The 7253-nt window shown below is 70.8% G+C and carries 4 protein-coding genes; 2 read left to right on the top strand and 2 right to left on the bottom strand.

Annotated features, from left to right (window positions below):
- The coding region (locus tag E2651_RS09940) for a hypothetical protein (RefSeq protein WP_209446108.1) at positions 1–206 on the top strand (206 nt) is incomplete at its 5' end.
- 193 nt (positions 207–399) lie between these two features.
- Positions 400–2094 (top strand): von Willebrand factor type A domain-containing protein, encoded by a 1695-nt coding sequence (locus E2651_RS09935; RefSeq protein WP_135330684.1) that lies wholly within the window; start codon positions 400–402, stop codon positions 2092–2094.
- Positions 2095–2104: 10 nt separating this feature from the next.
- Here the strand turns inward: E2651_RS09935 and E2651_RS09930 are convergent, their stop codons facing one another.
- On the bottom strand, positions 2105–5287 hold the full coding sequence (locus tag E2651_RS09930) for a glycoside hydrolase family 2 TIM barrel-domain containing protein (RefSeq protein WP_135330683.1): 3183 nt from the start codon (positions 5285–5287) through the stop codon (positions 2105–2107).
- Between the two features lie 221 nt (positions 5288–5508).
- Positions 5509–7215 carry a hypothetical protein gene (locus E2651_RS09925; RefSeq protein WP_135330682.1) on the bottom strand — a complete coding sequence of 569 codons (1707 nt, stop codon included), beginning with the start codon at positions 7213–7215 and terminating at the stop codon, positions 5509–5511.
- Between the last annotated feature and the right edge of the window lie 38 nt (positions 7216–7253).

The following is a 7253-nucleotide window of genomic DNA, read 5'->3' as shown; positions in this document are numbered from 1 at the left end:
GAGGCGGGGGCGGTGTCCAGACGACGGCCAAGGCGTCGAGTCCCGTTCTGGAGGACATGGCCAACGCCGACGCCGCCGGTGGCGCGCTGGGCGCCGGCGTGGGTGCGGTCGTGGGTGGCGTAGGCGCCGTCCCCGGCGGTATCGCGGGCGCCGCAGGTGCGTCGACGGGAGCTGCGATCGGGCACCTCATCGACTGGCTGTTCTGAGTGCGGTGCGCTGCGACGAACTGGTCCACAGTCGGCAGCGAAGCCGTCCGTGGGTGATGGCGGCCTGAACACCCTCCGCCGCGGCCCGCCGTAGCCACATCGAGACGCTTCCGCAACATCCCGGAGCGATCCCGCCGCGCCGCCCGCCCCCGGCGTCACAGTCACGAGTGCTGATGACGCTAGGGGGATCACCATGCGGACCTGGAAGATATGGCGGGCGCTGCTCGCCGCCACCGTGGCCGGGGGGCTGCTGCTCGCCGGGTGCAGCGGGGGTGCCGGGGGCGAACGTGCCTCCGACAGCGCGGACAAGAGCCGCAGGGGCGGCGGGTCCGCCACGGGGCCGATGCCCGCGCCCGCCGTGCCCTCCGCGCCGGACGGCGACAAGCGGCAGGAGGACGGTGAGGGGCGGGACTTCGCGCCGCCACCTGACTATCTCTCCACCTTCGCCCTCGACGTGGATACCGCTTCGTACGGCTTCGCCCGCCGCACCCTCGCGGAGGGCAGGCTCCCGGATCCGTCGACCGTGCGGCCGGAAGAGTTCGTGAACAGCTTCCGGCAGGACTATCCCCGGCCCGAGGGCGACGGGTTCTCCGTGAATGTCGACGGGGCCCGTACCGACGCGGACGGCTGGTCCATGATGCGGGTCGGGCTCGCGACCGGCGCCGCGGACTCGCAGGGCGAACGCCCGCCCGCCGCCCTCACCTTCGTGATCGACGTGTCGGGATCCATGGCCGAGCCCGGCCGCCTCGACCTGGTCAAGGAGTCCCTCGGCATCATGACCGACCGGCTCCGCGACGACGACTCCGTCTCGCTCGTCACCTTCAGCGACAGCGCGGAGACCGTTCTGCCGATGACCCGTCTTGGGGGCCATCGCGGCAAGGTGCACTCGGCAGTCGATCAGTTGGAGCCCACTCAGTCCACGAACCTCGAGGCAGGCATCACCACCGGTTACGACACGGCGGTCAAGAGCCGCCGCGAAGGCGCCACCAACCGCGTCGTGCTCCTCTCCGACGCCCTCGCCAACACCGGTGAGACCAGCGCCGACGGCATCCTGGAGCGGATCGCGGAAGCCCGCCGCGAGCACGGCATCACCCTCTTCGGGGTGGGTGTCGGCAGTGACTATGGGGACGCCCTGATGGAGCGCCTCGCCGACAAGGGCGACGGGCACACCACCTACGTCTCGGACAGCGAGGAGGCCGAGAAGGTCTTCTGCGAGCAGCTGCCCGCCAACATCGAACTGCGCGCCCGCGACGCCAAGGCGCAGGTCGCCTTCGACCCGCAGACCGTCAAGCGGTTCCGGCTCATCGGGTACGAGAACCGCGACGTCGCCGACGACGACTTCCGCGACGACAGCGTGGACGGCGGCGAGGTCGGGCCCGGACACACCGTGACCGCGCTGTATGCCGTACAGATGAAACCCGGCGCGAGCGGGCACGTGGCGACTGCCGACGTCCGCTGGCTCGACCCCGACAGCCGTGCCCCGCACGAGGAGTCGAACCAGATCGAGTCCGGGGACTTGGAGGGTGAGTTGTGGGCCGCGGACGGTGGGCTGCGGACCGCCGCGGTCGCCGCCTACTTCGCGGACGCCCTGCGACGCGGGACGTCGGGGGTCACCGAGCCCGGCGACCCCGCCGTAAGGCCTGACACCAGCGCGACAACCGCTGCCCCCGAGCCCAGGTACACCACCGACGACTCCGGGACCTGGCAGCCCCTGCCCGGCGCGCCCGGCCTGTCCGAACTGGCCGGACGCGCCGATGAGTTGTCGTCGGGCGACGACGACAGCGCCCTGCGCGACCTCGCCACCGCCGTCCGGCAGGCGGACCGCCTCACGGGCGGCGTGAGCGGAAGCGAGCGCGAAGGCGAAGGCGAAGGCGAGATGCGGGAGTGAGCGGCGTGCGTCAGGACCGGGCCCGCGCCCGCAACCGGTACGCGTACGTGTAGGTGCGGCCCGAGTGCAGCAGGTACTCCTCCAGCGGCGGCGCGCCCCAGGAGTCGTTGCCGCCGACCCCCATCTGCCGGTGGTTGACCCCGAGGACCGTCTCGTCGCGCCGCTTCACCTCGTGCGGATGCTTCGGCCCGTCCAGGTCGGCGGGTGAGTGGTGCAGAGCGCTGGTCTCGAGCAGCGGTTCGCCTTCGGCCGGGTCGGCGAGCACGGTGAGGCCGTCGCCCGACCGGTCGGCGAGCGTCAGGCGTCGTACGTCCGTCATGTTGCCCGTCTGCTGCGGCCGGACGTACGGCGCGACCTGCTCGTCGACAGTGGAGCGGTAACGGCCCACGAACGCCGCCGACCTGCGGTCCTGGTAGTTCTCGTGCGGACCGCGCCCGTACCAGTCGAGCCGCTCGAACCCGGCGGGGACGGTCAGCAGTGCGCCCACCATGGGCAGATCGGGCAGCCCGGCCGCCGCCTTCAGGGTGTGCCTGACCCGCACCTCGCCGTCGCCGCGCACGGTGAACACGGTGTGCCAGGAGGACGGCAGCGGGGCGGTCGGCAGCGTGGCGGCCACCTCGATGGTGACCTCGCCCGGCGACGGCTGCGCGGCCTTGACCTCCGTGACCTTCGCCTTGGCGCCCGCATCGCGCCAAGTGGCCGCCTGCTCGGGGTACTTGCGGCCGATGTCGTTGTCGGTGGGCCCGCGCCAGAAGTTGGGCACGGGGCCGCCCGCGAGCAGCAGCTTTCCCTTGATCTTGTAGGAGGCAAGGGTGCCGGTCGACTTTGAAAGGACCACCTCGACCTCGCGCCCCGTGACCTTCACCTCGCCTCCGCTCTCGGTCAGTTCGAGGGCAGGCAGCGTGCCGGGTGCCGGGTCGGCGGGTGCGGGGGCGTGCCAGTCCAGGGGGAGCTGCTCGGCGGCGACGGTGTGTCCGGCCGGGGCCCAGCGGGTCTCGTCGCGCAGGGCGAAGGTCACGTCGAGCCAGTACTCGGCGCCGGGTTCGAGGTCACCCGGCTTCTTGTACGGGATGCGTACGGTGCCGGAGGTGCCCGGCGCCACATCGGGCGCGCGGAGGGTGCCGTGCTGGACCTCCTCGCCGTCCCGCGTCACGCTCCAGCGCAGCTCATAGGCGTCCAGGCCGCTGAAGAGGTGCTTGTTGCGGAGCTTGACGGTGCCCGCCGCGAGATCGTCGGCCGTGACGGACAGCGGCTGGTAGACCTTCTTGATCTCCATGAGGCCCGGGTGCGGCGAACGGGTCGACGCGACCAGGCCGTTGCAGCTGAAGTTGCCGTCCGTCGGATAGCCGGGCTTCCAGTCTCCGCCGTACGAGAGATAGCTGTGCCTCGCATCGCCAGGTATGGGGCGGCGGATGTTCTGGTCGACCCAGTCCCAGACGAAGCCGCCGTGCAGGTTCGGGTACTTCTCGAAGATCGCCCAGTATTCGGGGAGGTTGCCGTTGCTGTTGCCCATGGCGTGGGTGTACTCGCAGAGCATGTACGGCTTGGGGTTGCCGGACTTGCCGTACGCCTCGACGTCGGCGGGCTTCGTGTACATCTCGCTGTGCACGTCGGCGACGGAGTTCATGCCCTCGTAGTGCACGGGACGGGAGTCGTCGCGGGCGTGCACCCAGTCCGCCATCGCTTTGAAGTTGCCGCCCTCGCCGGCCTCGTTGCCCAGTGACCAGGCCACCACGCAGGCGTGGTTCTTGTCGCGTTCGACCATCGAGCGGAGCCGGTCCACGCAGGCGTCGGTCCACTCGGGCAGCGAGCCGGGCAGCCGGTCGCGCACCCCGTGCGTCTCCAGGTTCGTCTCGGCGATCGCGTACAGGCCGTATTCGTCGCACAGTTCGAGCCAGCGAGGGTGGTTGGGGTAGTGCGAGGTGCGGACGGCGTTGATGTTGTGCCGCTTCATCAGCAGGACGTCCTCGACCATGACCGACTCCGGTACGGCCTGTCCGTGCTCGGGGGTCGACTCGTGCCGGTTGGTGCCGTGGAACATGACGTGCTTGCCGTTGACCGTCCACTTGCCAGGGCCGAAGTCGACCTTGCGGAAGCCGATCCGGGTGCGCTGGATGTCGGTCGCTCGGCCCTTGCTGTCGGTGAGCGTGACGACGAGCGTGTAGAGGTTCGGGTCCTCGGCGGACCAGAGGGCGGGCGCCTTGACGTCGGTCTTCAGGGTGAGCGGCTCGTCGAAGACGGGCTCGCCGGTCAGCCGTACGCCCGGCACGGGGTGGCCGTCGGAGTCGTAGAGGCGGGCCTCGACGCGGTGTTCGCCCTTGGGCGCCTTGCCGGTCCTGTCGCGTACGACGGTGGTGACGGACAGCGTCGCGTCGCGGAACGCCGAGTCGAGACCGGTCCGTACGAAGACGTCGTGCACATGCACGAGGGGGATCGCGTACAGATACACGTCCCGGAAGATCCCGGACAGGTCGATCATGTCCTGGTCCTCCAGCCAGCTGCCGTCGGACCAGCGGTAGACCTCCACCGACAGGGAGTTGGCGCCGGGGCGGAGGAAGGGGCTGATGTCGAACTCGGCCGGGGTGTAGCTGTCCTCGCTGTAGCCGACCTTCTTGCCGTTGACCCAGACGAAGAAGGCCGACTTCACCCCCTGGAAGGAGATCAGGGTGCGGCGCCCGGACCAGTCGTCGGGGACGGTGAAGGTGCGGCGGTAGGAGCCGACGGGGTTGAAGTCCTTGGGTACGTCGGGGAAGTCGGGCTTCTCGTAGCCCTCCCACGGATATTTGATGTTGAGGTAGATCGGCTCCGGATAGCCCTCGATCTCCCAGTTGGAGGGCACGGCGATGTGGTCCCAGCCGCTCACGTCGTAGTCGTCGGCCTCGAAGCCCGTCGGCCGCTGCTCAGGGTTCTTCGACCAGCGGAAGCGCCAACTGCCGTTCAGGGACCGGTAGTACGGCGATTTGGTGAGCTCGCCGCGCAGGGCGTCGGCCGTGGAGGCGTACGGGACGAGTCTGGTTCTTGCCGGTTCTCTGTTGACCTGGAAGACGCGCGGGTCGGCATTCCACTCAGGGGTCTTCGGCCCTTTCGCCTCCGCCGCGAAGGCCTGCTTCTGCGCGGCGAAGGCGGCCCAGCCCGCGAGTGCGGTACCGGTGGCGAGGAAGGACCGGCGGCTCGGCAGGTGTGCGTCGCTCATGCTGCAACTCCGAACGTAAGGCAACAAGAAACGCCAGCATTGGACGTGATCGCTCAATATTCAAGACCCGTGCGACAAACGGCAGTTGGTGTTCGGCGGGCCGCACGGGACCGGCGCGATCCAGCCGCAGGGCGGGCTGCTCGCCCCCTCAGGGGCGCGGGGAACTGCGCGACCAGCCCCCACCGGCCCGCAGATCCATCTCCACACTTCCAGCGGAGCTCTCAGCCCTCGCAGAGTTCCCGCTCTGCCTTGACCGGGTCATTGGGAAAGCGAAACGAAGTGCGTTCCCAGGAACCGGTGATGTTGCGCCAGAACCTGTCGGGCGTCATCGGGTCCCGTGTCGCCGCCCGCAGCTCGGCGAGCTGCCCGCAGCCCAGTGCCCGGCGGGCGGCGGCGACGCCCGCCGGGTCGAGGCCGTCGGGCAGTGCGCCGTCGCCCCGGTCGGCGAAGATCCACGCTTCGGGCAGCCGCTTGTCGTGGCCCACCCGGCCGTTGATCCGCTCCGAGTGGGCCGCCAGGGGATAGGCGAGCCCGATCGGGTCGAGCGCGGCCCCGTCCAGCGGGACGACCGTGCCGCTGAAGCCGAGGGTGCTGTAGACGCCGGTGACGGCGGGGGAGTTGGCCGTCACGGGGGTCCTGGCGAGGAACAGCGTGGGCGTGCCGGCGCGGGCGGCGTCGCGGACGAGACGGGCGTAGTCGGCGTTGGCGCCGTAGCCCGCGAAGTCGTGGTGGAGGGGGTGCGGGGCCGCGTTCTGGCGTACGTACACACCGCGCTCGTCCGCCACTCCGCCGGGCCCGATCAGACCCACGTACGGAATGCGCAGCCAGCTCGCGCAGACCACGGCCCACAGCGCGACCCCGAACGTCGCGATCGCCCACGCGCGCGTGACCGGCACCAGGAAGACGGGCAGGAGCATGAGCAGCAGGCCCGGCAGGAACATCCGCCCGTGCATGAAGTCGCCGCCCACCTTGATGACGTAGACCCAGCAGAGCGCCCCGGCGACGACGGGCGCGAGCGCGGGGACCAGCGGCGGCATGACGGTCCGCCCGCGGCCCGACGGCAGCACCGCCACGACGATCAGCAGGGCGGGCATCCACAGGAGATAGGGCCCGACGAAGTCCGCGAGGTAGGCGATCCCGCGCGTCCACAGGCTCTGCGAGGCCTCCTTGGTCACGCCCGGCAGCGGCATCAACTGCCCGTAGTAGCCGACCCGGAAGATCTCGTACGCGACCGGCAGCGCGAGCGCCGCCCCGAGCCCGCCGAGCGCCGCCCACCGCGAGGGGCGCACCATCAGCCACTGCGCGCCGAGGAACACGGCGGAGACAAGACCCAGGTCCGGCCGCACGAGCGGGCCGAGGCCGATGACCGCGCTGGTGAGGATCGACCAGGGCCGCGCGACGAGCAGCAGCCAGGCCCCCGCGAGCCAGCAGGTGGCGAGGCCGGTCTCCAGGCCCGAGGTGGCGAAGTCCCAGACGGGCGGCAGGGCGAGGAGCACGAGGCAGCCGAGGGGGAGGACCGTCCGGTCCGTCGAGTACAGCCGCAGCGCGCCGAGCGAGGCGAACGCGAACCCGGCGGCGGTCAGCAGTAGCCCGCCGTACATCGCCGCCGTCGCGATGTCGATGCCGGGCAGGCCCGCGAGCGCGAGCAGCCACTGCCAGAGGGTGCCGGTGGAGGACTCGGCGCGTTCGCCCGCGTTGAAGACGGGTCCGTTGCCCGCCAGGATCTGGCGGACCGTGCGGACGTAGATGTGCCCGTCGTCGGACATCCAGCGCCGCCGGAACCCGGCGACCGCGATGAGCAGGGCGGGGAGCAGACAGAGGGCCACGCGTACGTAGGGTCGCGGGGAGGTCAGGGGGCCGCCGCGGTTGCTGTTGAGCAGCCCGAGGGCGGCGTCCGGCTCACGTGCGGAGGAGTGCGTCGGCGTCATGGTCTTACCGTCGAACACCGGCTTCGCCGAGTTCGTCC

The sequence above is a fragment of the Streptomyces sp. MZ04 genome (genome assembly GCF_004684775.1).
Lineage (GTDB): Bacteria > Actinomycetota > Actinomycetes > Streptomycetales > Streptomycetaceae > Streptomyces.
Note: the sequence above shows the minus strand (reverse complement) of the source record. Positions and strands in the feature narration are given on the sequence as shown.